Origin of the sequence: Streptomyces bungoensis, from assembly GCF_001514215.1 — a bacterium.
GTDB lineage: Bacteria > Actinomycetota > Actinomycetes > Streptomycetales > Streptomycetaceae > Streptomyces > Streptomyces bungoensis.
Genome location: NZ_KQ948896.1, coordinates 1 through 3,495, shown reverse-complemented (window position 1 = coordinate 3,495; position 3,495 = coordinate 1). Strand labels below are relative to the sequence as shown.

Here is a 3,495-nt window from a genome sequence, read left to right as displayed (position 1 = left end):
CGCCTTCCAGCACCGCCGGTACTGGTTCGAGCCCGAGGCGCGCCGGCTCACCGGAGGGAACGGCGTGCCCGAGGACGCGGCGGACGCCGAGTTCTGGGCGGCCGTGGAGAACCAGGACCTCCAGACCCTGAGCGGTACGCTCGACCTCGCCGAGGAGGAGGGACAGCAGGCGCTGGCCCAGGCCCTGCCCGTGCTGTCCGGCTGGCGCCGGGGGCGCCGCGCCTCCGCCACCATCGACTCCTGGCGCTACCGCATCGCCTGGCGGCCCACGGCCGACCGGGCCGTCGCCACGCTCCCCGGCACCTGGCTGGTCGTCGTACCCGCCGCCCACGCGGGGTCCGAACTCGTCCAGGTCTGCCTGGACGGGCTCGCCGCGCACGGGGCGCAGACCGCCCCCCTCTTCGTCGACGCCGCCGACACCGACCGTGAGCGGCTGGCCGCGCTGATGAGTGAGACGGCCCGGCACAGCGGCGCAGACGCGTTCAGCGGCATCCTCTCCTTCCTCGCGCTCGACGAAGACCCTCATCCGGCACGGCCGGGGCTCGCGTCCGGTCTGGTGGCCGGACTGGCGCTGATCCAGGCGTGCGCCGACAGCGGGGTGCGGGCACCGCTGTGGCTGGCCACCTGCGGAGCGGTCACCACAGGCGACAGCGACCCCCTCCGCAACCCCGTGCAGAACGGCACCTGGGGCATGGGCCGGGTCGCCGCCCTGGAGCACCCCGAGTTCTGGGGCGGACTCGTCGACCTGCCGGAGACGCCCGACGAGCGTACGGCCGCCCGGCTCTGCGGGGTGCTCGCCGACTCCGGCGCAGAGGATCAGCTCGCCGTCCGCCGCACCGGTGTCCTCATCCGCCGCCTGACCCGCACGCCCGCCGGTGGCCGGCGCGTCGGCGACCGCGGCTGGACCTCGCGCGGCACCGCGCTGGTCACCGGTGGCACCGGGGGCCTGGGCGGCCACACCGCACGCTGGCTCGCCCGCACCGGCACCGAGCACCTGGTCCTGGTCAGCCGCCGCGGCCCGGACGCGCCCGGTGCGACCGAACTGGAGGCGGAGCTGAGCGCGTTGGGCGCCCGCGTCACCATCGCCGCCTGCGACATCGCCGACCGGGACGCCCTGACCGCGCTCGTGGAGCGGGTCGAGGCCGACGGGCCGCCGATCCGCACCGTCGTGCACACCGCGGGCGTGGGCATCCTCATCCCGCTGGCCACCACGACCCTGCAGGAGTTCGCCGACGGGGCGGAGGCCAAGCTCTCCGGTGTCGCGAACCTCGACGCCCTCTTCTGCGACGACCGGCTGGACGCGTTCGTCGTGTTCTCCTCCGTCGCCGGCGTCTGGGGCAGCGGTGACCACGGCGCCTACGCCGCGGCCAACGCCTACGCCGACGCGGTCGCCGAGCAGCGCCGGGCCCGCGGCCTGGCCGGCACCTCGATCGCCTGGGGCATCTGGAGCGACGAGGGCGGCGGCATGGGGCTCGACGTCGTCCAGGAGCAGCTGCGCTGGCGTGGCATCCCCTTCATGGAACCCGCGCTGGCCGTCGCGGCCATGCAGCAGGTACTCGAACGCGACGAGTGCTTCGTCGCCGTGGCCGACATCGACTGGGAGCGTTTCGTCCCCGTCTTCACCGCGGCCCGCCCGCGTCCCCTGCTCACCGAGGTGCCCGAGGTCGCGGAGCTGCTGCGCGCGGAGGAGGACGGCCGGCGGCAGGACGGGCCGGACACCCGGAGCGCCGGACTCGTCGCCCGGTTGCGCGGCATGTCCGCCGACGAGCGGGAGCAGGCCGTACTGGACCTCGTGCGGGCCCAGGTCGCCGGTGTCCTCGGGCACGACAGCCCGAACAGCGTGGAGATCGGCCGGGCCTTCCGTGAGCTGGGTTTCGACTCCCTGACCTCCGTCGAACTGCGCAACCGGCTGAACGCCGCGACGGGCCTGCGGCTGCCCGTCACCGTCATCTTCGACCGGCCCACGGTCACGGCGCTCGCCCGGCACATCCGCGAAGAGCTGGACGGCCCCTCGGACGGCCTCCCCGTCCCGGCCACCGCCGCCGCCCCGGCCGGCGTCCCGGCGCCCGCCGCCGACGACGACCCGATCGCCATCGTCTCGATGAGCTGCCGCTACCCGGGCGGTGCCAACAGCCCCGAGGAGCTGTGGCGGATCCTCGCCGAGGGCCGTGACGTGATCGACGCCTTCCCGGACGACCGATCCTGGAACCTCGACGCCCTCTACGACCCCGACCCGGACCGGGAGGGCACCTGCTACACGCGTGAGGGCGGCTTCGTCTACGACGCGGGCGACTTCGATCCCGCCTTCTTCGGCATCTCGCCCCGCGAGGCCGTCGCCATGGACCCGCAGCAGCGGCTTCTGCTGGAGACCTCCTGGGAGGCCCTCGAACGGGCCGGGCTGCTGCCCGAAACTCTGCGCGGCACACCCGTCGGCGTCTACGTCGGCGCGGCCCACCAGGGCTTCGGCGGCCTGGACAACCTGCCCGAAGGCGTCGAGGGACACATCGTCACCGGCAGCGCCACCAGTGTCCTGTCCGGCCGCATCGCCTACACCCTCGGTCTCGAAGGCAGCGCGGTGACCATCGACACCGCCTGCTCCTCCTCACTCGTCGCGCTGCACATGGCCGTCCAGGCACTGCGCTCCGGCGAGTGCTCCATGGCCCTGGCGGGCGGTGTCGCCGTGATGGTCGAACCCATCGGCTTCATCGGCTTCGCCCGCACCCGGGGCGTCGCCCGCGACGGCCGGTCCAAGGCGTTCGCGAAGGCCGCCGACGGCATGGGCCTCGCCGAAGGCGCCGGCATGGTGCTCCTGGAGCGGCTGTCCGACGCCCGCCGCAACGGCCACCCCGTACTCGCCGTCATCCGCTCCACCGCCCTCAACCAGGACGGCGCCAGCAACGGGCTCAGCGCCCCCAGCGGCCCCGCGCAACAACAGGTCATCCGCGCCGCTCTCGCCAAGGCGGGACTGTCCCCGGCGGACGTGGACGCGGTCGAGGCGCACGGTACGGGCACCACGCTGGGCGATCCGATCGAGGCGCAGGCGCTGCTCGCCACCTACGGCCAGGGCCGTGATCCGGAACGGCCATTGTGGCTGGGCTCGTTGAAGTCGAACATCGGTCACACCCAGGCCGCCTCGGGTGTGGCGGGTGTGATGAAGATGGTGCTCGCCATGCAGTACGGGGTGCTGCCCCGGACGCTGCACGTGGACGAGCCGACGCCGCACGTGGACTGGTCGGCGGGTGCGGTGTCGCTGCTGACCGAGCCCATGGAGTGGCCTCGCGTCGAGGGAAGCCCACGACGGGCGGGCGTCTCCTCCTTCGGCGTGAGCGGCACGAACGCTCACGTCGTGCTGGAGGAGGCGCCGGGGGGTGTGCCGGAGCCTGAAGGTGAGGCTGTTTCGCCGGTGTTCGCGGTGGGTGGTGTGGTGCCGTGGGTGGTGTCGGGCCGGGGTGTGGAGGGTCTGGCGGGGCAGGCGGGCCGGCTGGCCGGTTTCGT

The 3,495-nt window shown here is 74.1% G+C and carries 1 protein-coding gene; it reads left to right on the top strand.

All coding sequences use genetic code 11. The features are described from left to right. Positions 1-3,495, top strand: a 3,495-nt coding sequence (locus AQJ66_RS36490) for an SDR family NAD(P)-dependent oxidoreductase (protein WP_159052713.1), incomplete at both ends; no start/stop codon positions are given.